Below are 23,650 nucleotides of genomic sequence, written 5' to 3' on the forward strand. Positions count from 1 at the left end.
CGCTCAACCTCTGGAAGGCAAGAGGATCACCGCAGCACCCACAAGGCAGATCGCAGCGCCCGTGAGATCGAACCGATCCGGCCTTTGCCCCTCGATCACCCAGAGCCAGATCAGCGACGCGGCGATATAGACGCCGCCATAGGCCGCATAGGCGCGCCCCGCCGCCTCAGACGGCACGAGCGTTAAGAGCCAGGCGAACAAGGCGAGCGAGACGAGGCCGGGCAGGAGCCAGAGTGGCGACCGGTCGAGCTTCAACCAGGCCCAGAAGGCAAAACAGCCGGCAATCTCGGCAAGCGCCGCAAGCGGATAGATGAGGAAGGTCATGCCGGCGATCCTGCCATGTCGCGCCACGGCGGGAAAGGGCAGGGGCAAGTTCAGCCCGAACGGCCCTGCAGATTGAGCACGTGGCAGACGCGCGGCACGAGCTCCGCCTCCTTCGGCACGCAGACGAAGAAACCCTGCACGCTGTCGAAACCGAGCTGCACGGCGGTTTCCATCTGGTCTTCGCTTTCTACGCCCGCTGCCGTCACGATCATGCCGAGATCATGGCCAAGCGCGATCACATGGCGCACGATCGCCTTGTCGACGGGATTGGTCAGCGCGCTGCGCATCAGCGCATGGTCGATCTTCAGGCGGCGGAAGCGGTGGTTGCGCAGCGCCGAAAGCCCCGCATGGGTGGCGCCGAAATTGTCCATGGCGAGCGAGAAGCCGCAATAATGCAGCGCCTCGAGCGCCAGCCCCACGGCCTTGGAGAGCGGACCGTAAAAGGCGGGCTCCGCCACCTCGATCTCGAACATCTCGGGCGTCAGGCCGAAATCCTGCACCATGTCGGTCAGCCTGAGGGCGAAGTCTCCGGCGCAAAGGTCGAATGGCGTCGCATTGATGCTGATCCGCCCCAAATCGTGGCCCTCGGCCCGCCAGCGCGCCGCCTGGCGCAGCGTGGTCGACAGAACGAAATCGCGAATCGAGAGCGACAGCATCGGGTCGCGAAAGACGGAGCGGAAATCCTGCGCGACAGCCAGCCGGCCCGGGGACAGACGCCAGCGCAACAGTGTTTCCACGCTGTCCACTTCGCGATGATCGACGGAATAGATGGGCTGATAGGTCAGCTCGAAGCGACCGCGTTCAAGCGCGCGCTTCGCGTTGTTGATCAGAACGATGTGATCCAGACTGCTGTCCACGCTCAACCCCATGTAACCCCCGCGCGCTTTCGCGGGAATTGTGGCGACGCCGAGTATATATCAGGGATGGTTGCGGGGAGGTGAACAAAATCTGGGGACGATGCCGAGCTTTCGTCACTCAGTTCTTGTGTTTTGTCGCAAAATTGAAACCTCAGCGCCGGAGGCTGCCGAGGATCCCCCGCACCAGCGCCCGGCCCACCGAAGTCGCGACCGAACGCGCCGCGCTCTTCATCGCCGCCTCGATCACCGTTTCGCGTTGGTAACCGGAGCTCCGCTTCGTCGTCCGCCCGCTCGTCGTTTCCGCGGGCTCGTCGCCAAAGCCGGGCAATGTCCAGCGGCCGGCCGCGCTGTCGCCGCCGGCGGCCTTTTCCTCCGCTGCGCGCTTTGCCGCTTCCGCCTCCGCCGCCTTCTTTGCCCGCGCCGTCAGGATCTCGTAGGCCGATTCCGAATCGAGATCGATGTCGTATTGGCCGGCAACGGGGCTCAGACCCATCACCTTCTGCCGTTCGGCGTCACTGAGCGGCCCGACGCGACCCGAAGGCGGGCGGATCAGCGTGCGCTCGACCATGGAGGGGATACCCTTGGCCTCCAGCGTCGAGACCAGCGCCTCGCCGATGCCGAGCTGGGTGATCGCAGTGGCACAGTCGAAGGCCGGGTTGGGGCGGAAGGTATCGGCCGCCGTCTTCACCGCCTTCTGCTCGCGCGGGGTATAGGCTCTGAGCGCATGCTGCACGCGGTTGCCGAGCTGGGCGAGCACGGTCTCCGGCACGTCAAGCGGGTTCTGCGTGACGAAATAGACGCCCACTCCCTTGGAGCGAATGAGCCGCACCACCTGCTCGACCCGCTCGATCAGCACCTTCGGCGCGTCGTTGAAGAGCAGATGCGCCTCGTCGAAGAAGAAGACGAGCTTCGGCTTGTCGAGATCGCCCACTTCCGGCAGCTCCTCGAAGAGTTCGGAGAGCAGCCACAGCAGGAAGGTCGCGTAAAGACGCGGGTTCATCATCAGCTTGTCGGCGGCAAGGATCGAGATCGCGCCGCGCCCGTCATGGGTGGTGCGCATGATGTCGGTCACGGCCAGCGCCGGCTCGCCGAAGAAATTCTGTGCCCCCTGCTGTTCTAGGATCAGCAGACCCCGCTGCAGCGTCGCGATCGAGGCCTTGGAGATCAGGCCGAACTGGCTGGAAAGCTCGGTCGCATGTTCGGCCATGTAGGTCAAAAGCGCCTGCAGATCCTTCAGGTCCATCAGCGGCAAGCCGCCCTGATCGGCAATCTTGAAGGCGATGTTGAGCGCGCCTTCCTGCGCCTCCGAGGCATTCATCAGGCGTGAGAGCAGCAGCGGGCCCATCTCGGCCACCGTGGTGCGCACCCGGTGGCCCTTTTCGCCATAGATGTCCCAGAAGATGACGGGAAACTCCGCCGGCGCATAATCGGTGAAGCCGATCTGCTCCGCCCGCTGGGTAATCCAGTCTTTCGGTTCGCCCATGGCCGCAATGCCGGAGAGATCGCCCTTGATGTCGGCGGCAAAGACGGGAACGCCGGCCTCGGAAAAGCTTTCGGCCAGCACCTGCAGCGTCACGGTCTTGCCGGTGCCGGTCGCGCCGGTCACGATGCCGTGGCGGTTGCCATATTTCAGCGCCAGATATTCCGCCTTGTTCAGGCTGTCGTCCGGATTGCGGCTGGTGCCGAGATAGAGCGAACCTTCTTGCAGCATGCGGACCTGTCTCCCATTCGTCATCAGGACTTCAGCTTGTTCTTATAGGAGGAGTGTGAGACATCGACAACGGTCGGATGACCCGCCATGATGCGGTTCAATTCGTGGGCGGCATCGAAGGACGGACAGCACCTTTCGTCCCCGCAATTTTCAGGGGCTCGAGGCCACCGGTGCTTGAGTTCGGAAACAACATCCATTACGTTGACGTTAACGTCAAAAATCGCCTCAGGAGGACTCTGTAGATGAGCGAAATCGTCACCCGCATCGCCGATAACGTTGGTATTTCCCCGGACAAGGCCGAAACGGCCCTCGGCATGATGCTCGGCTTCCTGCAGCGCGAAGCAGCAGACGGTCCGGTCGCCCGCATGATCGAAGCGATCCCCGGTGCAGCCGAACTCGTTGCCAAGCACAATGGCGAAGGCGCCGGCGGCGGCGGTCTCCTCGGCGGCCTGATGAGCGCCATCGGCGGCGGCGGCATCATGGGCCTCGGCCAGCAGCTGATGTCCCAGGGTCTCGGCATGGGTGAAATCTCGACGCTCGCCAAGGAAACCATGGCGGTCGCCCGCGAATACGCCGGCGCCGACGTGGTGGACGAGGTTGTGGCCTCGGTCCCGGGCCTGAGCCAGTTCGTCTGAGACGAATTGCAAGGTTTGAAATGACAAAGCCGCCGGGGCAACCTGGCGGCTTTTTTGCGTCTTGCAGGCAGAGCGCCAGCCGCTCCTCCTCTCCCCGCCTGCGGGGAGAGGGTGGCCGAGCGAAGCGGAGGCCGGGTGAGGGGAGTCGCGAGCGCTTGGCCGCCCTATGGTTGCAGATGAGAAAGCCCTCAGCTAGTGTTACGATTACATTGAAAACCTGGGGCGACCATGCTGATCCGAACCTATGCCGATATTCAAAGCCTCAAGGGCAACGCCGCCTTAAACCCCGCCGAGAAGAAAGTGATCGACAACTGCATCCGCGGCGAACTGACCATCCTCGGTAGTGGGACCCGACCTAAGCGCTCGAGCAAAGCACGCACTATCCGCGCGGACCTGCTGCGCTACCTTATACTCGGCGGCTGCGATCAATGCAGGGTGCATGAGATGGGTGTGCTGGTGGATGGCGCATGGATCGTTGGCAAGCTCGATCTGAGTTTTGCACGAGCCAAGGGCGCTGTTCATTTAAGCAATTCCACTTTCGCCGAACCCTTCTTGGCGAGTGAGGCGTCTTTCGATCGGTTGGTACTCAATGGCAGCAGCCTGGTCGGTCTCAATGCGGAGGGCGTCAGGATCAGGGGCCATGTCCTCCTTGACGAAGCGAAGAGCACGGGCCCCGTGTCATTCGGCGGAGCCGAGATTGGTGGTCAATTCTCATGTAGTGATGCAGAGTTGAATGGCGAGCAGGATAGCGCCCTGAATGCGCAGAGTGCAATGATAAGGGGAGGGGTCTTCCTCCAGAATTTGAAGAGCACCGGTGAGGTCTCGGTTGCCGGCGCCGATATCGGTGGTCAACTCTCGGCGAAAGGCGCCGAGTTGATTGGCGGCGAGGGCTTTGCCCTGAATGCTCAGAGCGCCACGATCAGGGGCGGCGCCTTCCTCGACAATCTGAAGAGCACTGGCGGGGTCTCGTTTGCCGGTAGTGAAATCGGCGCTATCCTCTCGGCGAGAGGCGCCGAGTTGATTGGCGGCGAGGGCTTTGCCCTGAATGCTCAGAGCGCCAGGATCAGGGGCAGCGCCTTCCTCGACAATCTGAAGAGCACTGGCGGGGTCTCGTTTGCCGGTAGTGAAATCGGCGCTATCCTCTCGGCGAAAGGCGCCAAGTTGAATGGCGGCGAGGGCTTTGCCCTGACTGCTCAGAGCGCCACGATCAGAGGCGGTGCCTTCCTTGAGAATTTGAAGAGCGTTGGCGAGGTCTCGTTCGCCGGTAGTGAAATCGGCGCTGTCCTCTCGGTGAAGGAGGCCGAGTTGGATGGAGGCGAAGGCAACGCCTTCAATGCGCAGAGCGCCACCATCAGGGGGACGCGTTCCTCGACAATTTTAAAAGCACAGGCGAGGTCTCGTTTCCCGGCGCGGAGATCGATGGTCAACTCTCATTCCACGGTGCCGAGTTGAATGGCGGCAACGGCTATGCCCTGAACGCCCAGCGTATCGTCGTTAGGGAGGGTCTTTACTGGCGGCAGCTAAAAATCGTTGTTGGGAGGATAGACCTCAATACTGCGCATCTCGGCGATCTTGTGGATGACGAGCAAAGCTGGAACGAGGTGTTTTCATTGAGTCTGGTTGGTATGACTTATGAGGATCTCGCCGGCCCCCATGATCTCCCCTCCCGTAAACTTTGGCTCAAGAAGGGGGCCAAATTTATCGGCCAATTCCACCCCCAACCCTACCAGCAACTTGCCAAATTCTACCGCGAAACGGGCCATCGCCATGAAGCCCGTGAAATCTTGATCGAAAAAGAAAAGGAGCAGCGCAAGGCGGTGAGAACATCGATCTGCAGCGCAACAAAGGAGCTCCATAGCGGTAGTCCTCCCCCGTTGAGAACTATCCTGCCGTGGTTAAAGTATGTTCGTCGGAGATACATCGATTTCTTTTTGTTGCCTTGGCTGAAGTTTGGGTTGAATTGGTTCTGGGACAAGCTCAGCCGAAGGATTACTGGATACGGCTACAAGCCATGGCTCAGCTTCGGGCCGCTGCTCACCCTCGTCGCCGCTATGGCCATTCTTTCGCACATTACCTGGAAGCAAGGCGATTTCGCGCCCAATTCTGATGTCATTCTTACCTCAGCTGACTGGAAGGCCTATACAGAAGGTACGACCGAGCGCCCACCATCCGCCACACCGGCTGCCGATTGGTCTAATGGCCCAAATCGGCAGACGGGCGAAGGGGCGGGCCCAGGTCGTGACTATGAGACCTTCAACGCGCTCGCCTATGGGGTTGATGTTGTCGTTCCGGTTCTTAATCTCGGCCAGACAGCTGCCTGGGCTCCCTCGACCAGTCGCGGGCCCTGGGGTTGGTGGCTCTTTTATCTGCAGAAACTCTTCATCATTGCGGGCTGGGGAGTTACTGCCATCGTTGCCGCTTCCATCTCCGGCATGATCCGCCGCGACGACTAGCGCTCCGTCCAGCCACAGCAAAACCTCGATCAACCGCCGGGTGCAAATCCGGCGGTTTCTTTTTTCCAATCTCCAAGCCGCTCTTGTTCCATCCCTGCAACCACGGGACACGTGACGAACACCGAAGCTCGACACTGTTTGAGAGGCGAAATTCAGCCTCCTCAAAAATGGGGGTGCCCCTTTCTCGCAGGGGCATCGGCTGTTTTCGGCTTCAACCAATTTTGGATGCAAACGGCATTTTTCCCGTTTGACGTTTGTTATTTTTGCCAAACGGCCAAGTCGCTTTAGCAGTCGTTAACACAACGCAGGCTTGATGAAGGCATTGTCTTGTGCCGAGGGGCTCTCATGCTGTCGAACTACCTGAACGCGAATAAACTTGCCGATGATATGAAAGCGATTTCGACGGCCCAGGCCATGATTTCCTTCAGTCCGGATGGCACCATTCTTCATGCCAACGAGAACTTCCTGACGACGCTCGGCTATACGCTCGATGAGATCGTCGGAAAGCATCACCGGATGTTCTGTGAGGAAGCGATCCGCACCTCGCCGGATTATCAGCGCTTCTGGTCGGATCTCGCCGCCGGCAGGTTCCAGAGCGGCCAGTTCCGCCGATTGAGCAAGGCCGGCGACGATGTCTGGATCGAGGCGACCTACAATCCGGTCTTCAGCGGCGGCCGCGTGGTCCGCATCCTGAAGATCGCCTCCGACATCACCGCAAGCAAGATCGCCTCGCTGCATGACGGCAACCGCTTGAGAGCGATCGACCAGTCCCAGGCGATCATCGAATTCGAAACCGATGGCACGATCGTCGAAGCCAATGAGAATTTCCTGAAAGCCATGGGCTATGAGCGGGCCGAGATCATCGGCAAGCACCACCGCATGTTCTGCGACCCCTCTTATATCGAGACCTCCGAATATGCAGGCTTCTGGGAGCGGCTGCGCGGCGGCGAATTCATTTCGTCCAATTTCGTGCGCTACGGCAAGGGTGGGCGTGAGGTCTGGATCCAGGCCGCCTACACGCCGGTCTTCAATTCCCGCGGCAAGGTCTACAAGGTGATCAAGGTCGCAACCGACATCAGCCAGCGCATGCGGGCGGTGAAGATCATCGGCCAGGCGATCAAGCGGCTCGCCGAGGGTGATCTCACCCTGCGTCTCACCGAAGTTCTCGACCCGGTGCTTGAAAACACCCGGCTCGACGTCAACACCGCCGCCCAGGCGCTGGACGAAACCATGGCCGGCATCGTGCGCGCCGCCCAGGCGCTGTCGGAAAATGCCGCCGTCATCAGCGACGTCTCCAACAGCATTGCCGCAAACGGCGAGCGCCAGGCCGCGACCGTCGAGGAAACCGCAGCAGCGCTTGAAGAGATCAACCGGACCGTCAAGGACACGAGCAGCCGCACCCATGCCACAACGCGCCTCGTCAGCGAGACCCGCGCCAATGCGGAGGCCTCCGGCACGGTTGTCACCCAGGCGACATCAGCCATGGACGAGATCGCCGGCTCCTCGCGCGAGATCGAAAACATCATCGGCGTCATCGATGAGATCGCCTTCCAGACCAACCTTCTGGCGCTCAATGCGGGTGTCGAAGCGGCCCGTGCGGGCGAAGCCGGCAAGGGTTTTGCGGTCGTGGCCCAGGAGGTGCGCGAACTTGCGCAGCGGTCGGCCAGTGCTGCCAAGGACATCAAGGGGCTGATCGCGAAATCTGCGGATGCCGTGCGCCATGGCGTCACCCTGGTCGACAAGACGGGCCACGCCCTGCAGTCGATCGTCAACCAGGTGCAGGAGATCGACACCAATGTCGACGCGATCTCGATCTCCGCGCGCGATCAGGCGCAGGGCATTGGCGAGATCAACAGTTCGATCAACATGCTGGACAAGGTAACGCAGCAGAGTGCCGCGACCGTCGAGGAAGCGAGCGCTGCCGCAACCTCGCTCGCCGAAGGCGCCCGCGATCTCTACGCGCTGGTCTCCCGCTTCCAGACAACCGTCTGCAAGAACGGAGCCGTCCCGCATCCGGTGAACCGGGCGGCGTAAGGGGCGCGCCGCTGGCCAGTCAGTCGAGACAAGAGGTTCGTCCTTAGACGATTCCGTCTCTGACATTGGCCCATAGGAGGATCGCCTGCCCACGCCCGGCGATCCACCGCTTTGACATGGCAACGTCTTCGAACTGAGACTTGGTGTAGGCGCATCTCGCGGAGCCGGGTTGCGCGGGCTGGTGTACACATCCTTGGCGTTTATCAATTTTAGCAGTCGATCCTGAAGAGTTTAGCAAACTTTAATGTTCGGGTGATTATCTGTGTTCGCCGCTCGTCAAGAGGTTTCGAATATGCTCACTGATTTCCTGCGCACTGCCAAATATGCCGATGACATGAGAGCGCTCTCGAACGCTCAGGCCATGATCTGGTTCAAGCCTGATGGCACCATCCTGGATGCGAACGAAAACTTTCTGAAGACGCTCGGCTACCGCCTGGACGAAATCGTGGGCAAGCATCATCGCATCTTCTGCGAAAAGGCCATCCGCAGCGCTCCCGAGTATCAGCGCTTTTGGTCAGACCTCGCGGCAGGAAAGACCCAATCCGGTCAGTTTCGTCGTCAAAGCAAGGCCGGTGAAGACGTTTGGATTGAAGCGGCGTACAACCCGGTCTTCCATGGTGGCCGCGTGGTTCGAATTCTGAAAATCGCGTCCGACATCACTCCCACCAAGATCGTCGCGCTACACGACAACAACCGACTGCGCGCCATCGATCAATCCCAGGCGATTATCGAGTTCGAACCCGACGGCACAATCGTCGAGGCCAACGACAACTTCCTCAAGGCCATGGGATACGATCGTTCGGAGGTCGTCGGCCAACATCATCGCATGTTCTGCGAGCCCATGTATCGCGAGACATCGGAATACGCGCAGTTTTGGGAAAATCTTCGCGCGGGGCACTTCAATTCAGCGAATTTCTTGCGTCTCGGCAAAGGAGGCCGTGAAGTCTGGATCCAGGCAGCTTACACGCCGGTCTATAATTCCCGTGGCAAGGTTTACCGCGTGATCAAGGTGGCGACCGACATCAGCGGTCGCATGCACGCGGTGAAAATGATCGGCGCGGCAATCAAGAGGCTTGCCGAAGGTGATTTGACCGTACGCCTCACCGATCCGCTGGATTCGGTCCTGGAAAAGACCCGAGTGGACGTCAACACCGCTGCAGAAGCGCTCGACAAGACCCTGAGCAGTATCGTTCGCGCCGTGGAGGCTCTGTCTGCAAATGCAACGGTGATCAACGATGTCGCCAACGGCATCGCCACAAACGGTGAGCGTCAGGCGGCGACGGTAGAGGAAACGGCCGCCGCAATCGACGAGATCACGACGACGATCAAGGACACCACGAAACGCACGCAGGCAACCATGCAGTTGGTGGGCGATATGCGCTCCAATGCGGAGGGCTCCGGTCTCGTCGTCAAGCAGGCCACGTCTGCCATGGACGAAATTGCAAGCTCATCGAAGGAAATCGAGAACATCATCGGCGTGATCGACGAGATCGCCTTCCAGACGAACTTGCTTGCGCTCAATGCCGGTGTCGAAGCGGCACGCGCGGGCGAAGCCGGGAAGGGGTTCGCGGTCGTTGCCCAGGAAGTCCGCGAACTGGCGCAGCGCTCCGCCAGTGCTGCAAAGGATATCAAGGGTCTGATCGCAAAGGCGTCCGGCGCTGTCCAGCATGGCGTCTCCCTTGTCGACAAGACGGGACAAGCACTGCAATCCATCGTCAATCAGGTCCAGGAAATCGACGGGAACGTGGATGCCATCGCCGTGGCCGCCCGCGAGCAGGCGCAAGGGATCGGTGAGATCAACAGCGCCATCAATACGCTGGACAAGGTCACGCAGCAAAGCGCGGCAACAGTGGAGGAGGCCAGTGCTACGGCCGCAGCGCTTGCCGAAAGTGCCCGCGAGCTCTACGCGATGATTTCACGCTTCCAGACCTCGATCGCCAAGAACGGTTCGATACCGCATCCGGTGAACCGGGCGGCTTAAAGGCGCGCGCCTCAGGCGCAACCGCCCGTCACAGCCTGAAGCGGATCACGTATCGCGTGCCACCATCCACTTCCCGGCGCATCTCGCCGCCCACCTGGGCGACGAAGGCATCGACCAGACTGGTGCCTGAGCGCCGGGTCGTGTCGTCGGGAATGCCGATCCCGTCATCATCGACGGTGAGCTGCGCTTCTTCATCGCCGAGCCGGACCAGGGTCAGCTGGATCGTGCCGCCCTCACGTTCGGCAAAGGCATGCTTGACGGCATTGGTGATCAGTTCGAGCGTCGCAAGCGCAAGCGGCGAGGCACGGTCGGCCGAGATCAGGATGCCCTCGGCCAGTGACGCCACGAGCGTGATGCCGCGATCCTCCGGAACGAGGGTCGCCGGATCGCAGGCGCGGGCCAGGAGATCACCGAGATCGATGTTTTCGCCGTGGTTCGAGCGGTAGAGCAGATCATGCACCTCCGACAGCGCCCGAACCCGGCTCTGCAGATCCTTGGCGTCGAAGCTGCCGCGGCGCGCCTGAATGCTGATCAGGCTGGTCACCAGCGCCAGATTGTTCTTCACCCGGTGGTTCATCTCGCGCACCAGCTCCGCCCGCTGCTGCGCCAGGCTTTCCGCTTCGGCAAGTTTCAGCGCCCGGATATCGGCCTCCCGCTGAACGAGCATGCTGCGCCGGGCAAGAAAGGTTGCAGCCAGGGTGAAGCCGCCCATGGCGAGCATCAGCAGCCAGACGGGAAAGGCGCTGCGCACCGTCGCGGAAAGCACATCCCCCGTGGGCACGCCGAAATTGGCCACGAGCGGAACCCCTCCCAGCCGGCTGAAGGCATAGATGCGGCGGATGCCGTCGGAAACGGCGAGCGCCTCGTAGACCCCTTCATTGGCTGCGGCCATGTGCTGCCGCGCCGGCGTGTCGGCTGGCAGTGTGATCGCTTCGCCCGGCTCCTGCCGCACGAGAAGCTTGCCGTCATTGCGCATCAGCGACGCCGCCTCGCCGCTGCGCGCCGCCACCGAGCGCAGGAAGGTGCGGGCCGTATCGGTTGCGATCGAGGAGACGATCATGCCGCGAAAATCGTTCGTCACGAAGGGGCTTGTGACGATCAGCGCATCTTCCCCGCCGGGCTCGAGCTTTATGCGGTCGACAAAAAGGTCCGCTCCGCCGGTGATGGCATCGATATAGTCGCGCTGGCCCATCTCCATGTCGACGGGGAAGCGGCGGCTGGAGGCGACCATGCGCCCCTCATTGCTCACCACCACCATGCCGAAATTGTCGGGCATCCGCCCATCGAGCCCCGCCAGGAAGCTGTGAAAGGCCTCCGACTGCAGGAACTCCGCCGTCTCGCCATTGGCCCGGCTGCGCGCCGCGCCGTGCTTGATGAGTTCGGTGTCGAACATCCGCTGCGAATATTGCCGCACCAGCGTCACCGTATCGACGGCATGGTCGGTGGCAATCGCCTGCTGGTCCTGGAACGCGATGCCGCCCCAGATCAGGCAGCCCAGCACCGGCAGCAAGATGCCCCCGATCTGGATCGTCCGAAACCAGCGCAAGACAATATCGGGACCCCAGACAGTCAAGCCACGTGTCCTTTTGCAGATGCGTTCAATTGTTCAAGGCTGTTCGTTTAGAGCAGGTTGAAGCCGCCTTGGCAACACGCGGAGCGATACTGGACGCCACTTCTCGTTCAGCGTTTCGGAACGATCTGCCCGGCCATGCCGTTGGGGAAGGGAGACCCAAGCAAGACCGGAGAATGACGATGACAGAGAGTGCCATGAACCACCGCGAAAACGGCGTGCGCAAGCTGAGCGACGGCAAGAGCCGGGAGCGCGTCGATGAAACGCTCGAGGCTTCCGTGGATGCCACAAGCCATGATGCTGTGCGCGAGGCAAGCCGCCTCGGCGCCTCCGACACCTATCTGGTCGACCAGGACATGGAAGACATCGACCAGCGCCAGGGCGAAGACGGCCTGGACGGTCGCCCGTCGCCGATGGCCAATGCCGACAATCCGGAGCGCTAAGCTCGAAAGCAATCCAGGCCGCCGGTGAGGCGGCCTTCATGCATGAGGGGGAAGACGAGATGGACTGGCAGAACATGCTGTTCCAGGGATGGCCGGGTATCGCACGGACCCTGCTGGTCGGAACGCTCGCTTACGTCACCCTCGTCCTGTTCCTGCGCATCTCCGGCAAGCGAACCCTGTCGAAGCTCAATGCCTTCGACCTCGTGGTCACCGTGGCGCTGGGGTCGACGCTCTCGGCCATCCTGCTGCAGGAATCGATCGCGCTTGCAGAAGGCGCGACAGCACTCGGTCTGCTCATCCTGCTCCAGTATCTTGTCACCTTCGCCTCAGTGCGATCGAACAGCGTCGCCAAGCTCATTCGCTCGGAGCCCACCCTTATCGTGCGCAGCGGCAGTTTTTGCCACGATGCCATGATGCGCCAGCGCATCACCGAAGACGAGATCATGAGCGCCGTGCGCTCCAATGGCAGCCAGGGTCTGGACGAGGTCGAGGCCGTCGTTCTGGAAAGCGATGGCACGCTGAGCATCATCAAGGGCTAACTTAAGCGATCCTGCACCAGCTCTGCACGGCTGGCGAAGCAGGCAAGTCTCAAACGACACCCTCGTCCGCCGACGGACCCGTCTTGCTGCGGTTCACCGACTCTTCGCCGCGCTTACCCTGCCAGGGCCAGCGGCCGGAAATCTCCACCTCCAGCGACAGGCTAAGGAAGGTTCGGATCAGAACGATCACACCGAGCACCAGCACCGAGTTGAGGCTCGGCTCCACCGCCACGGTGTTGATGATGTCGCCGGCCACCATCAGCTCGAGCCCGAGAAGGATCGCCCGGCCCATGTCGGCCCGCAGGTTGCCATAGGAGGACAAGCTGCGCGGCGCCGTCAGGTAGCGCCAGCCGGCAATCGCAATCCCGATGACGATCACCGCAACACCGACGGCTTCGATCAGCCGGGTGATGACATGCATGATGCTGGCAAATTCCATGGGGGCCCCTCCTTGTCTCAAAGGGGGCAACGTGTGCCGCCGCGATCGGTTGCAAGGAAGATTTTTGAGCGACGGCACCTTTCGTCCACTCGCGCGTTGAAGCTGCGAACACTCCTCTCACGACAAAACAGGGAGACCGACATGCAGGATTTCGATCTGAGCGCCATGACCGAAGACGAGCTGGATCGGCTGATTGCCGATGCCAAGCGCGAGCGCAGCACCCGCAGCGACCCGAGCGAACGGGCGGCTGACGCAGACGGCGTACGCGGCCAGGACGTCAACGATCCGAACCACGGCGCCATCACCACGCCGGCCCCGCATCAGGTGCGCGAGCATGGGCCTGAAGGCCTCGAACCCGGCGCCCGCGTTGAGGGGAGCCGCGTGATCGATGCGGATGAGGCGCAAGAAAGCGACCGTATCGAACAGGCCGCCCGCCGCGTCGTCTGACACGTCCATAAGCTTCGATGGCCGCCCCCCGGGCCATCCGCGGCCGCCATGCATCGTCCCCCGGATGCATGGCGGCCTTTTTGATGCGCGACCCGCAGGGGTCAACGTCCCCAGGCATGCCATCGGCAAACACGTCGCATTGCGTGTGATCGGGTCTCGCGCTAGATCGCCTGCGTGATCACCGCTCTTGCCGCCTATCTCGCCTTGTTTCTGGCTGCCTTCCTCGCCGCGACCATCGTCCCGGCGCAGTCGGAAGCCGTTCTGGTCGGCCTGATCCTGGCAGACAAGCAGCCGCTGCTTTTGCTGCTCCTCGTCGCCACCACCGGCAATGCCTTGGGTTCGGTGGTCAACTGGCTGCTCGGCCGCTTCATCGAACATTTCCGCGATCGCCCATGGTTTCCCGTCTCGCCGGAAAAGCTCGCCCGCGCCGAAGCTTGGTATCGCCGCTTCGGCGTCTGGTCGCTGCTCCTGTCCTGGGTCCCGATCATCGGCGATCCGCTGACGGTCGTCGCCGGCGTGCTGAAGACACCCTTCCTCACCTTTCTCGCCCTGGTCACCCTGGCCAAAGCCGGCCGCTACATCGTGCTGGCGGTCGTCACGCTGGGAGTGATCGGTTGATACAATCTGTGCCTGCGTGTCATCGCGAGAGAATCTGCTAAAATTCGAATGGACGTGTTGACGCGATCGTCACCCCTGCCTGCGAGACTTCCCACTGAAGGCCGCTCGACCCGAGCATCTCTGACCGGTCTGGAGGAACATCATGCACATTTCGAATCTGGCCGCGCTGGCCACGCTGACCCTTGCACTCACCGCGGCTCCCATAGCACCGCTCCCGGATGACGCAGGGTTCGGCGCGCCGGTTGCCCTCGCCAAGGATAAAGGCGGCGGGGGAGGCGGCGGAAACGGCGGTGGTAATGGAGGGGGTAACGGCGGTGGCAATGGTGGTGGCAAGGGCGGCGGCAAGGATCGCGGCTCTGAAACCCGGGAGGCCAAGGCTGCAGACCGGGGCCGGTCCAGCACCACGGGTAAGGAAAAAGGCCGTCGGGGCAATTTTCTGACCGAGACATTTGCCGTCATCACCGGCAAGGCCCAGCGGCCCGGCAAGACGCAGCTTTCGGAAAAGCGGACGATGCGCCCCGGCAAAAAGCAGCCGCTCGCTGCGCCGGTTGAGCCTGTGACGACGCTTGCATCTGTTCCAAAGGTCAAGCCGGACATCCGCCCGCTGAAAGCTGACCTGGCAGGCCTCAACTCGCTCAATCGCAACTACCACGCATATCTGAATTCGGCAGATCCGCGTATGAGCGCGATCCGGGACTATGCGGTCACCTATGCGACATACGAGCTTGCAAGCGGCATCGACACGCTGCCCACAGATGTGACCTTGGGAGATGAGGCGTTGCGGGCAGCGCTCGAGGCGGCGGCCAAGCCGGGAGCCGTTATCGACGATGATACGCTTGCCTGGGCGAAAGATGTTCTCGGCGTTGGTCCAGCCGTCGGCAAGATCGACGAAATCCGTGAGGATCTCGCCGCGGCCGAGCCGGTCGAACCGCCGCTCGATCCGATCACTGATCCCGTAACGGATACGGTCACCGATCCCGTGGTCGATCCGGGCACAGATGTAGTCGAAGAGCCGGTGCCGGTGGGCGAGCCTGTAGACGAAGCGGCTCTTCTCCCATCAGCCTCGGCGGTTACGCCGAGCGAAACGCAATAATGCGAGCCGACCTCGATTAAGGTGGAATGGCGGTCAGGCGGTGAACTTCACCCCGGCCTCCATGGCCGCCGAGATCAGGGCCTTGCGGCCATCCTCTTCCTTGGCCTTGCCTTGCGCCACGGCAGCAAGCACGAGAAGCGCCTTGTCCAGCTGCTCGCCGTCTTCCTCCGGCCAATCCTCGATCAGCGCCCAGGATGCGCCGAGCGAGCTGTCGACCACCACATCCTCCCCCTCTTCGCCGATCCCGTGCAGGATCACAGGCTTGCTCCAGGTCTTGCTCATTGTCTTGCATCCTCGTCTCGTCCCGGAAGGCACGAAAGCCCAGGGGTCACATCTGGCGGTCTCCCTAGCCGAGAATGCCGGCAACTACCACCGATTCCGGTGACCCTTCTAAAGAGACCGTTGAGCGCGCCCAAAGGCAGCAGAAAGGCCTCTCACGTCTCCACCACCTCGACCACCGGTCTCCCGTCGATCTCAAGCCTGACGCGCCCGCGCTCAGTGCTGACAAGGCGGATCGGCCCTGCCTTTTCCGAAAGGCGTCGACGCAGCAGGATCAGCCGCGTTTCCAGATTATCCTTGATATCAGGCAGCATCAGACTGCCCTCGCGACGGATCTCGCGGTTCAAGAACTCCTGCTTTCCGCTCTTCAGATATTCGTCGATCAGATATTTCAGCAACCGCCCCGGCACGCCGCGGATCAGGTAGTCGTCGTCGAGGAAGAGCGAGCCGTCGCGCGGATAAAAACGCAGCCGGAAGATCTTGGCTGACGTCGCGGCCGCCTGCGGTTCCGCGGTTGCGGCTGGCCGGGGCGCGGGGCGCTCCCGTTCCTGCTCGGCAAGCAGCAAGGCATGCGCAAGCTGCCCTGCGATGATCTCGAAGGCCTGCTCGTGGCCGTGGCGAAAGGCAAAGCGCGCCTCGGATTCGGCAAACAGCAGCCCGACGAGCCGTCCATGCGCCACCAGCGGCACGGCGATCTGGCTATAGGGCATGGAAAGCGCGGGCAGGGGAATGCTGTCGGCGTGCGACAGCCCTGCCATCGAGCGCACCGCCTCCGCATAGCGTCGCCCGCGGCTGAGATCCGTGATGCGCACGGTCTGCCGGGTCGCCGCGGACACACCGATGATGCCTTCGCCGATCGGAACCTCCGCCCCGAAGCCGAAGCGGTCATAGCCATGGCTGCCGATGGTGATCATCCGCCGGGCGCTTTCGTCGGGCACCAGCACCATCGCATGTCCGACACCGAAGAGGTGAGCGAGACCGTCGAGCGTCGTGTCGAGCAGGCTTTCCGTGTCGCCCGCCTGGCTGAGCAGCCGCGAGAGCTTCGACGTCGCAGCCATGAGGTCGGGCGGATCGCGCTCAGGCGCGACCTCCAGCGGATGCGGCGCCGGCACCTCGCGGCAATCGGTCACCCGATAGATGTCGGCCGCCTTCAGCCGCATGACACTCGCCATGCCCTGTTCCAGGATCGCAAGATGCGCCGACAGCTTGTCGAAGAGTTCGCCATCGGTCTCGGAGCGATCGAAGACGAGGTCGAGTATATGCTGGACGCCGGTCAGCCCGTTCACCACCATGACCGTGGCAAGCCCATTCTTTGCAACATTGTGGGCCGTCTTGGAGAAGAACTGGTTGGACAGCGCCACGTGGTGATCGTCGACGTAATGCACATGGCTGAGATAGGAGACATTCGGCATGCCGTCCGCATCGGTCGTGGCGATGACGGACGGGATGACCCCTTCGAAACTGTCGCGGATGCGGCTGAGCGGGATCATGCAGGGTCTCGCGCAAGCGAAAGATCGCCGAGCCGTCGCCCGGCGCCGGGCCCCGGTGTCTGGTCGAAGACGTCGGTCGGCCGGAAGGAGATGTGGAAGAGATCTTGGTCCGAGAGCGTGCTGGAAAGCTGCAGCCGGGTGACGCCGAGGCTCGTCATCAGCGCGAGTTGCGCGCGCACATAATGCTGCCCCCAGGCCGTCGCGGCCTCGTCCGCCGGCCCGCATGCGGCAATGATCCCCTTGATCTGGCAGGAGCGGTAATTGTCGGCCTGAACGAAGGTGGTAGAAACGGGCCGGCCCGGTCGGGCTTCGGCCGCCGCCCGTGGCCACTGGCTCCGCGACACCAGTACATGCACGAGCCCGGTGCCACGGTCATGGCGCGCGCCGGATCCGCGGCCGATCATCGGGCGGTGCGTGTCGTCGCGCGTCGCCACCAGGATCATCACCTGGCCCTCGATGAACTGTGCCACCTCGGATTCAAGCACCTTTCGCCCTCCGGAAAGGCCGCAGATTATGCGCTTAGGATAGTCTTAGCAATCGCGCCTACGCCTTAGGATTGTTTTAGGAAGCCCCTTTTTTGGGACTGATCTATGCCCCTCGACATTCTCGCCGGGCCAGGGGGCAGGCGAAAGAAACATGAGGGAAAGACCATGACACATCAGCATCATTCCATCACAGCCGTTCCTGATCTGAACGATCGTTACGATCTCTATGGCGCCGTCCACAAGGGACTGCGCAAGGCAGGCTGCGACCTGCTGGTCCGGCTCGGCGCAACCGATTTCGATGACGCCGCAGAAACAGAAGAGGTGCTCGGCCTGCTGCGCACCTATCTGATGCTCGCCGCAGCCCATGTCGGCCATGAGGATGATCACATCCATTCGGCACTCGCCGCGCGCGGTGTGGCAACCGACACCGTCGATCATCAGCACGACGATCACCGGGAGGCCTTCGAGGACCTCGAAAAGCTGGCCCGCGGCGTGGAGACATCCTGGCCCATGCATCGGCGCGCCAATGGCCGCCGTCTCTATCTCGCTTTCGCGGCCTATCTCGCGGAAGACCTCGGCCACATGCATGAGGAGGAAACGGTGACGGCACCGGCCCTCTGGCGCCAGTTCACCGATGAGGAACTGCTTGCCATCGAGCTCAGGATCGTCTCGTCGCTGTCGCCGGAGAAGAACATGGCCTTCATGCGCATCATGATCCCGGCCATGAACCCACAGGAGCGCGCCGCCATGCTTGGCGCCATGCAGAAGGGCGCGCCGCCGGAAGTCTTCGATGCCGTCATCGAGTTTGCCGTCCGGCCGGCGCTCAACGCCAGGGCTTTCGGCGATCTCGCCGGCCGCCTGCAAATCGCAGCCTGAGGAGTACGACCATGCATCGCATCGCACTCGCTTTTTTTCTGCTCGCCCCGGTTCCGGTTGTTCTGGCAGCACCCGCCGACACTGCGCCGACCGGGGTCTATGTCACGGACCCTGCCCATACGAGCCTCACCTGGAAGATCAGCCATTTCGGCCTCTCCAACTACACGGCCCGCTTCACCGGGCTGGAGGCGCGGCTCGACTGGAACGCCGAGCGACCGGAAGTCTCGACAATGACGGTCAGCGTCGATCCGCTCTCGGTGAGGACTGACTGTCCCCATCCCGAGGTGGAGGATTTCGACGGCAAGATCGGCGGCAATGCCGATTTCCTGGCGGCAAAGCCTATCAGCTTCAAGACCCGCTCGATCACCATGACCGGGGAGGGGACGGCGACGGTTCTGGGTGACCTGACCTTCCGCGGCGAGACCCATCCGGCAAGCCTCGACGTGCGGTTCAATGGGTCGGTCGCCGAACACCCGATGGACAAGAAGCCGAGGCTCGGCTTTTCCGCCACGGGCGTCGTCCACCGCACCGATTGGGGCCTCGGCTTTGCCGTGCCCGCACTCGGCGAAGACGTCGACGTCATGATCGAGGCGGAATTCGTGCCGTTCGAAGGCTGAGCGGAAACCCGTCCCGAATACGGCCTCCGCAGGATCCGACGGTCCTGCGGAGGCCTCTATGCGCGAACAGCCATCAGGAAGAGACGGGGAAAGGCAAGCAGCCGACGCCCGTCGGCCATCGGCGGATAGGCAGCGTCGATGCGGGTCAGATAGGCGCGGCGAAACGCATCGCGCAGCCCCGGTTCGACAGCCGCCAGATAGGGGCGAAAACCCGTGCCCTCGACCCAGTCGACGATCGCCTGCGCATTCGCCATCGGATGATAATAGACCGTGTGCCAGACCTCGACTGTGCTCGACAGGGGCTGGAGACGTTCGAGATAGGTGGCAGGGCTCGGCAGCGGCCGGCGCCGCACCCGGCCATCGGCAAACGTTTGAGCCCAGGGCCCGTCCGCCCCCGTTTCCTCCATCGCCCTGTGGCTTGGCTCCCCGAGATTGTCGGGCATCTGCACCGCCAGCACGCCGCCCGGCGCCAGTGTCTGCATCAGATCGGCGAGCACATCGAGATGGCCCGGCACCCATTGGAAGACCGCATTGGCAAAGAGCAGGTTCGCCGGCGCGTCAGGCCGCCAGGTGGAAAGATCGGCCTTGAGGAAGGATGTGAACGGCAACCGCGCACGCGCCTTCTCCAGCATGTCATCATCGCTGTCGAGGCCGCTCACGGCGCCGAGCCCGAAGCGCTCGACGAGCTGTTCCGTCGAATTGCCCGGCCCGCAGCCGAGATCGATGACCCGCTCGGCCGCCTCAATTGGCACCCGCGCGAGCAGATCCCGTGCCGGCCTCGTCCGCTCGTCTTCGAATTTCAGGTAGTCTTGCGCATTCCAGGCCAAATCCGTCTCCTCCGGCATCTGATGCCGAGCGATGTCATCACGCCGTGCGGCCACCTTCGGCGAACGCGCGCCGCGCCCGCTCGATCTCGTCGCGATGCTCTTCGGCCCAGAGCCAGACGCCACAAAAGGCCTCGCCGAGGCTCTGCCCGAGGGGGGTAAGTTCATAGTCGACACGCGGCGGGATCACCGGATGCACCGTACGCTTCACCAGCCCGTCCTCCTCCATGCGGCGAACGGTCTGGGTCAGCATCTTCTGGCTGATGCCGCCGACGGTCCGCCCAAGCTGGGTGAAGCGCAGCGTGCCATGCTCCTCCAGCGCTTCCAGGATCAGCATGGTCCACTTGTCCGCCACCTTGCCGATGATGTCGCGCACCAGCGCTTCCACCGCCGGATCGACGGGCGGATAGGCGGAACCGACCGTCTCAGGCTTGCGTTCCGCCGCGGCAGTCGCCTTGCTCATCAGTCACTCTCCAATCGGTAAGTATAATTCTTTTGGGTGCCTACTTCGTTATGGAGAGTATGGCGCCTAGTTTAGGTCAGCACAACAGCAATGAGGTTTTCCCATGCAAATGACAGGCAACACCATCCTCATCACCGGCGGCGGCTCGGGCATTGGCGCAGCACTCGCGCATCGCTTCCATGATCTCGGCAACACCGTGATCATCGCGGGCCGTCGGCGCGAAGCCCTGGAGGAAGCGATCGGCGACCGGGCGAACATGCACGCTCTGGTGCTCGACATAGAGGATCCGGCCGCCATCAAGCGCTTCGCCGCAGAACTCGTCACCCGCTTCCCCGACACCAATGTGCTGATCAACAATGCCGGCATCATGCGCTTCGAGGTGCTCGACAAATCCCGCGACCTCGGTGACGCGGAAGCGACCATCACCACCAACCTGCTCGGCCCGATCCGACTGACCGATGCTCTGGTCGAGCATCTCTCGGCGCGTCCGAACGCTGCCGTCGTCAACGTCTCCTCGGGGCTTGCCTTCGTGCCGTTGGTGGACACACCCACCTATTCGGCCACCAAGGCCGCGATCCACAGCTATACGCAGAGCCTGCGGGCGGCGCTCGACGGCACAATCGAGGTCATCGAGCTCGCACCGCCTGCCGTCCAGACCGAGCTGACCCCCGGTCAGTCCAACCGCGAGGGCTATCTGCCGCTCGATGCCTTCATCGACGAAGTCATGTCCCTTTTTTCGAAGGACCCCACGCCAGCCGAAATCCTTGTCGAGCGCGTCGGGTTCCTGCGCAAGGCAGAAGCCGAAAACCGCTTCGATCAGACCTTCGCCGCGATCAACGACTTCGCCCGCAAGGCGCGCGAAACAAAAGCCTGAACAGCCAGCCTGTTCCGCAGAGAGGGCCGCGCCGCTTCCGGTGCGGCCTCCGCTCACGCAGACCCGAGCAGTCCATCGAGTGATGCGACCACCTTGTTGGGCGCAAACGCCGCATATTCCTCCGGTGCATTGCTTCGGTTGATCCATTGACAGGTGAAGCCGAAAGCCTTGGCGCCGGCAATGTCCCAGCGGTTGGAGGACTGGAAGGCGATATCGGGCGCGGCAAGCCGATAGGTCGAGGTGACAAGCGCATAGGCCGCCGGCGCCGTCTTGTAGATCTTCAGCGCATCGACAGAGAAGATGTCGTCGAGCAGATGCCCGATGCCGGCAGCCTCGACGGCCTCGTCGAGCATTCGCCTCGTGCCATTGGAGAGGATCGCGATCTTGGCGCCGCTCTCGCGCAGTGCATAAAGCACGGCCGGCACTTCGGGAAAACAATCGAGCTTTCGATAGGCATCGAGAAGGTCGCCCCGCAGAGCCTTGTCGACGCCGGGAAACCGGCTGAAACAGAAGTCCAGTGCATCCTCGGTCAGCGCCTGGAAATCGCGGTACTGCCCCATAAGGCTCGTCACCCAGGTATATTCGAGCTGCTTCACCCGCCAGAGATCGGAAAAAGCCTGTGCATCCGGCCCCAGCGCTGCCGCATGACGCCGGACGGCGGCATGCACATCGAACAGCGTGCCATAGGCGTCGAAAACATAGGCCCTGGCCTCGCTGGCGCCAGCTTCACGGGGTGCGGTCTCGTCTGTCATGAAAGCTCCTCCTCAAGGGAGGGTAGGGCGCAGTCACCACAGGTTCAAGCGCCGGAGTGACCAGTTCGGGCACCCCTTCGTGCGCAGATCAGCTCCGCCGCGCCGCCAGTCTGCCCCGGTCGTGCTCTACCATCGAAAAACCGCGCTGCGTCAGCCGGAACTGCCGCTTCTGAAACTCGCCGCGCACCTCGACCAGCCCCTGTTCCTGCGCTTCGAAAAGCGTCTTCAGGCTCGTCCCCTTCGGCGGCGTCTGCCACTCCCGACCTTCCGCCGCATGCAGCAATACCATGATCTTGATCATCGGGGTCTTTCCAAGCTCTCGTCTAATGTGCTGACCGTGCCCGCAGAAGGGTCGTCAGGATCAGGCGCTTCTATGCATGAGCTTACTTTGAAGGTCGATCGGAAATCTAAAGGCGTCATAGGGTCGCGCACACGACTCACCCACCCAGATCCTGATCGATCTCCGTCAGCGCCCGATCCACATGCCCCTCGAAGACCAGCGTCTCTTCTTCGGTGATGATCAGGATTTCCGGCGCGCCGCGCACGCGCACATGCTGCGATTGCGCCAATCCCTCGTCCAGTCCGCGGGTCAGGAGATCCATGAAGCGCGTGCCCGGACCGGTGATCGCGATCGGCATCGTCTCTTCCGCTAGGCTCAGCATGCGCGACAATCCCTGACCGAGCGCAAGTCCCGCCTGGCGGAAGGCATATTCAGATGCCCGGTGGCCCTGGCGGGCACGGCTTGCGATCTTCTCCATCTCGAGAAGCGGCACGAATTTCGCCGGGATCGTGTCCGGCGGCACTTCAAACGCCATGCGCAGGATGCCGTAGAAGCCGGCAGAAGCCTCGATGCAGCCGATCGCGCCACAGCGGCAGCGCTTGCCGTCATCGGCATGCAGCATATGGCCGAAATTCGGCGCCCGGAATTCGAGGTCGCCATGCTGGTCGCGATAGGCAATCCCGAGCCCGATCGAATGGCCGAGCGACAGCGTGGCGAGCGAGACGAGCGGCGCGCCCCGGTTCTTTTCCAGCCGCAGCGCCAGCGCATGGGTCACAAGCAGGCTCTCGTTGAAGAGGTGGACCCGACTGCCGGCGAAATCCGCCAGTGCCGATTGGAAGTCGAGCTCCTCATAGCCGAAGACCGGCGACCAGAGCAGTCTGGCGCCGTCGCGGTCGACCAGACCCTTGCTCGAAATCGAGATTGTGGAGATGGCGGCAGCCGGCAGCCGCGAGCGCTGGATCAGCCGTTCGATGGCAGCACGAAACGCCTGAAGAAAGCGCCGCGGCGATTCCGGCCCCTGTTCGCGCGCCTCCTCGAATCGGTCGATCATCGTGCCGCGATAGTCGGCCAGGGAATACTGAACGGCATGCGAGGAGATGCGAACGGCAATCACGTGCGCGGCGTCTCTTTTGCGGGCGAAGAGCGCGCGTGGACGCCCGCGCTGGCCGGCATTGGCGACTTCGCGCCGTTCCAGCAAACCATTTTTCTCGAGATGCGAGGTAATTGCCGAAACGGTCGCGGACGAGAGCCCCGTCGCTGCGGAAAGATCGGTATGCGCCAGCGGCCCCTCCCGCCGCAACGCCTTGAGCACCAGCCCGTTGTTCTGATGGCGAACGGCCTCCGTGCTCGCCCTCGGACTGGCAGTCATGATGGGTCTGTCGCCCGCTCTTGTATGGTCCACCGCATGCTCCTCCCAAAGCATTTGGTCACTGTCTTTGCAAGCCTCCTCCGGCCTGTGTTGACAGGGTGGGAATCTTCTGCCAGTTATTTTCTCGACTGTCGAGAAAAACCATTGGACGGGGGTCCATGGGGTAAGGGCAGTTTCGCAGCGGGTCGTAGGTTGGG

The 23,650-nt window shown here is 62.5% G+C and carries 26 protein-coding genes; 13 read left to right on the forward strand and 13 right to left on the reverse strand.

The annotated features are described in order from the left end of the window. Positions 1-3 precede the first annotated feature (3 nt). From FAA86_RS04160 to FAA86_RS04170, 3 genes are all read right to left on the reverse strand, one after another. Positions 4-324: a YnfA family protein gene (locus tag FAA86_RS04160; protein WP_136538506.1), complete on the reverse strand. Its 321-nt coding sequence runs from the start codon at positions 322-324 to the stop codon at positions 4-6. Positions 325-374: 50 nt separating this feature from the next. Then, positions 375-1,181: an EAL domain-containing protein gene (locus FAA86_RS04165; protein ID WP_246034993.1), complete on the reverse strand. Its 807-nt coding sequence runs from the start codon at positions 1,179-1,181 to the stop codon at positions 375-377. Positions 1,182-1,332: 151 nt separating this feature from the next. Beyond that, a complete protein-coding gene (locus tag FAA86_RS04170; RefSeq protein WP_136538507.1) occupies positions 1,333-2,892 on the reverse strand; it encodes a helicase HerA-like C-terminal domain-containing protein in 1,560 nt (519 codons plus the stop codon). A gap of 242 nt (positions 2,893-3,134) precedes the next feature. Here FAA86_RS04170 and FAA86_RS04175 point away from each other — a divergent pair, with 242 nt between their 5' ends. The 5 genes from FAA86_RS04175 (at position 3,135) to FAA86_RS04195 (ending at position 9,995) form a co-directional block, all read left to right on the forward strand. Continuing rightward, complete coding sequence (locus tag FAA86_RS04175; RefSeq protein WP_102021634.1) at positions 3,135-3,527, forward strand: DUF937 domain-containing protein; 393 nt, start codon at positions 3,135-3,137, stop codon at positions 3,525-3,527. 228 nt (positions 3,528-3,755) lie between these two features. Continuing rightward, the gene (locus FAA86_RS04180; RefSeq protein WP_136538508.1) at positions 3,756-4,979 is read left to right on the forward strand and encodes a hypothetical protein; all 1,224 of its coding nucleotides are present in this window, start codon (positions 3,756-3,758) and stop codon (positions 4,977-4,979) included. After that, entirely contained in the window at positions 4,976-5,980 is a 1,005-nt protein-coding gene (locus tag FAA86_RS04185; protein ID WP_136538509.1) for a hypothetical protein, read from the forward strand. Before FAA86_RS04180 ends, FAA86_RS04185 begins: the two co-directional genes overlap by 4 nt. A gap of 345 nt (positions 5,981-6,325) precedes the next feature. Beyond that, a complete protein-coding gene (locus tag FAA86_RS04190) occupies positions 6,326-8,014 on the forward strand; it encodes a methyl-accepting chemotaxis protein (RefSeq protein ID WP_136538510.1) in 1,689 nt (562 codons plus the stop codon). 292 nt (positions 8,015-8,306) lie between these two features. Further along, complete coding sequence (locus FAA86_RS04195) at positions 8,307-9,995, forward strand: methyl-accepting chemotaxis protein (RefSeq protein ID WP_136538511.1); 1,689 nt, start codon at positions 8,307-8,309, stop codon at positions 9,993-9,995. A gap of 28 nt (positions 9,996-10,023) precedes the next feature. Here FAA86_RS04195 and FAA86_RS04200 read toward each other — a convergent pair whose 3' ends face one another. Beyond that, positions 10,024-11,568, reverse strand: a complete 1,545-nt coding sequence (locus tag FAA86_RS04200; protein WP_136538512.1) for a sensor histidine kinase — start codon at positions 11,566-11,568, stop codon at positions 10,024-10,026. A 179-nt stretch (positions 11,569-11,747) separates the two neighbouring features. On the opposite strand from FAA86_RS04200, the gene FAA86_RS04205 reads away from it, so the two are divergent. Both FAA86_RS04205 and FAA86_RS04210 read left to right on the forward strand, forming a co-directional pair. After that, a complete protein-coding gene (locus FAA86_RS04205; protein WP_136538513.1) occupies positions 11,748-12,008 on the forward strand; it encodes a hypothetical protein in 261 nt (86 codons plus the stop codon). A gap of 38 nt (positions 12,009-12,046) precedes the next feature. Further along, positions 12,047-12,547, forward strand: a complete 501-nt coding sequence (locus FAA86_RS04210; RefSeq protein WP_246034994.1) for a DUF421 domain-containing protein — start codon at positions 12,047-12,049, stop codon at positions 12,545-12,547. A gap of 49 nt (positions 12,548-12,596) precedes the next feature. Here FAA86_RS04210 and FAA86_RS04215 read toward each other — a convergent pair whose 3' ends face one another. Beyond that, positions 12,597-12,986: a DUF1622 domain-containing protein gene (locus FAA86_RS04215; protein WP_136538514.1), complete on the reverse strand. Its 390-nt coding sequence runs from the start codon at positions 12,984-12,986 to the stop codon at positions 12,597-12,599. Between the two features lie 141 nt (positions 12,987-13,127). Between FAA86_RS04215 and FAA86_RS04220 the strand changes: the two genes are divergently transcribed. The 3 genes from FAA86_RS04220 (at position 13,128) to FAA86_RS24815 (ending at position 15,144) form a co-directional block, all read left to right on the forward strand. Then, entirely contained in the window at positions 13,128-13,433 is a 306-nt protein-coding gene (locus FAA86_RS04220) for a hypothetical protein (protein ID WP_136538515.1), read from the forward strand. 177 nt (positions 13,434-13,610) lie between these two features. Beyond that, positions 13,611-14,051: a YqaA family protein gene (locus FAA86_RS04225; RefSeq protein ID WP_136538993.1), complete on the forward strand. Its 441-nt coding sequence runs from the start codon at positions 13,611-13,613 to the stop codon at positions 14,049-14,051. 142 nt (positions 14,052-14,193) lie between these two features. Next, the gene (locus tag FAA86_RS24815) at positions 14,194-15,144 is read left to right on the forward strand and encodes a hypothetical protein (RefSeq protein WP_183954579.1); all 951 of its coding nucleotides are present in this window, start codon (positions 14,194-14,196) and stop codon (positions 15,142-15,144) included. A 33-nt stretch (positions 15,145-15,177) separates the two neighbouring features. Here the strand turns inward: FAA86_RS24815 and FAA86_RS04240 are convergent, their stop codons facing one another. From FAA86_RS04240 to FAA86_RS04250, 3 genes are all read right to left on the reverse strand, one after another. Further along, positions 15,178-15,426 carry a DUF982 domain-containing protein gene (locus FAA86_RS04240; RefSeq protein WP_113461966.1) on the reverse strand — a complete coding sequence of 83 codons (249 nt, stop codon included), beginning with the start codon at positions 15,424-15,426 and terminating at the stop codon, positions 15,178-15,180. 152 nt (positions 15,427-15,578) lie between these two features. Next, a complete protein-coding gene (locus tag FAA86_RS04245) occupies positions 15,579-16,913 on the reverse strand; it encodes a GAF domain-containing protein (RefSeq protein ID WP_136538517.1) in 1,335 nt (444 codons plus the stop codon). Then, positions 16,910-17,398 carry a hypothetical protein gene (locus FAA86_RS04250; protein WP_136538518.1) on the reverse strand — a complete coding sequence of 163 codons (489 nt, stop codon included), beginning with the start codon at positions 17,396-17,398 and terminating at the stop codon, positions 16,910-16,912. Before FAA86_RS04250 ends, FAA86_RS04245 begins: the two co-directional genes overlap by 4 nt. A 165-nt stretch (positions 17,399-17,563) precedes the next feature. Between FAA86_RS04250 and FAA86_RS04255 the strand changes: the two genes are divergently transcribed. Together FAA86_RS04255 and FAA86_RS04260 are read left to right on the forward strand one after the other, a co-directional pair. Further along, positions 17,564-18,274 carry a hemerythrin domain-containing protein gene (locus FAA86_RS04255; protein ID WP_136538519.1) on the forward strand — a complete coding sequence of 237 codons (711 nt, stop codon included), beginning with the start codon at positions 17,564-17,566 and terminating at the stop codon, positions 18,272-18,274. 11 nt (positions 18,275-18,285) lie between these two features. Then, entirely contained in the window at positions 18,286-18,891 is a 606-nt protein-coding gene (locus tag FAA86_RS04260) for a YceI family protein (RefSeq protein WP_136538520.1), read from the forward strand. A 56-nt stretch (positions 18,892-18,947) separates the two neighbouring features. On the opposite strand, the gene tam is transcribed toward FAA86_RS04260, so the two are convergent. Beyond that, positions 18,948-19,718, reverse strand: coding sequence for a trans-aconitate 2-methyltransferase (tam, locus tag FAA86_RS04265; protein WP_136538521.1), 771 nt, complete (start codon positions 19,716-19,718; stop codon positions 18,948-18,950). A 37-nt stretch (positions 19,719-19,755) separates the two neighbouring features. Beyond that, positions 19,756-20,178, reverse strand: coding sequence for a winged helix-turn-helix transcriptional regulator (locus tag FAA86_RS04270; protein ID WP_136538522.1), 423 nt, complete (start codon positions 20,176-20,178; stop codon positions 19,756-19,758). 103 nt (positions 20,179-20,281) lie between these two features. On the opposite strand from FAA86_RS04270, the gene FAA86_RS04275 reads away from it, so the two are divergent. Next, on the forward strand, positions 20,282-21,052 hold the full coding sequence (locus FAA86_RS04275; protein WP_136538523.1) for an SDR family oxidoreductase: 771 nt from the start codon (positions 20,282-20,284) through the stop codon (positions 21,050-21,052). A 53-nt stretch (positions 21,053-21,105) separates the two neighbouring features. Here the strand turns inward: FAA86_RS04275 and FAA86_RS04280 are convergent, their stop codons facing one another. The 3 genes from FAA86_RS04280 to FAA86_RS04290 all read right to left on the reverse strand — a co-directional run bounded on the left by FAA86_RS04280 (position 21,106) and on the right by FAA86_RS04290 (position 23,453). Next, positions 21,106-21,804, reverse strand: coding sequence for a haloacid dehalogenase type II (locus FAA86_RS04280; protein ID WP_136538524.1), 699 nt, complete (start codon positions 21,802-21,804; stop codon positions 21,106-21,108). Between the two features lie 88 nt (positions 21,805-21,892). After that, the gene (locus FAA86_RS04285; RefSeq protein WP_246034995.1) at positions 21,893-22,105 is read right to left on the reverse strand and encodes a hypothetical protein; all 213 of its coding nucleotides are present in this window, start codon (positions 22,103-22,105) and stop codon (positions 21,893-21,895) included. A 136-nt stretch (positions 22,106-22,241) separates the two neighbouring features. After that, positions 22,242-23,453: an ROK family transcriptional regulator gene (locus tag FAA86_RS04290; RefSeq protein WP_167494887.1), complete on the reverse strand. Its 1,212-nt coding sequence runs from the start codon at positions 23,451-23,453 to the stop codon at positions 22,242-22,244. Between the last annotated feature and the right edge of the window lie 197 nt (positions 23,454-23,650).

Origin of the sequence: Rhizobium rosettiformans W3, assembly GCF_004912135.1 — a bacterium.
Taxonomy (GTDB): Bacteria; Pseudomonadota; Alphaproteobacteria; order Rhizobiales; family Rhizobiaceae; genus Allorhizobium; species Allorhizobium rosettiformans.